Raw genomic sequence first — 393 nt, forward strand, 5'->3', positions numbered from 1 at the left:
ATGAAGGCTCAATCCTGATCGTTTTGGAATTAATGAGCGTACCTGCGACTAAAATGCCTTTATCAAACAAGGCTTTTGAAAATTCATAGCCCACTTCGTCTTTATGGAACTCAATACCGATCATCAATCCTTGGCCGCGAATTTCCAAGACCTTGTCTTGGTGCTCGTTTGCCGCTTCCCTTAAACCATTCAAGAAATATTCACCCACTTCTGCAGCACGCTCCGGTAATTTTTCTTCCAAAAGAACGTCGATCGTAGCTATGGCCGCAGCGCAAGCGAGTGGATTTCCGCCAAACGTCGTCGTGTGCATGAATGGATTGTCAAACCAGCTTTTAAATACTTTCTCATTGGCCACGACTGCACCAGCTGGCATCACCCCGCCGCCAAACGCCT

1 protein-coding gene is annotated in these 393 nt (G+C 47.1%); it reads right to left on the reverse strand.

Going from position 1 to position 393, the window contains the following annotated elements:
- On the reverse strand, positions 1-393 hold a 393-nt coding region (locus CVN76_RS02010), incomplete at both ends, for an aminotransferase class III-fold pyridoxal phosphate-dependent enzyme (RefSeq protein WP_157805462.1).

It is taken from the genome of Bacillus sp. mrc49 (assembly GCF_002803435.1).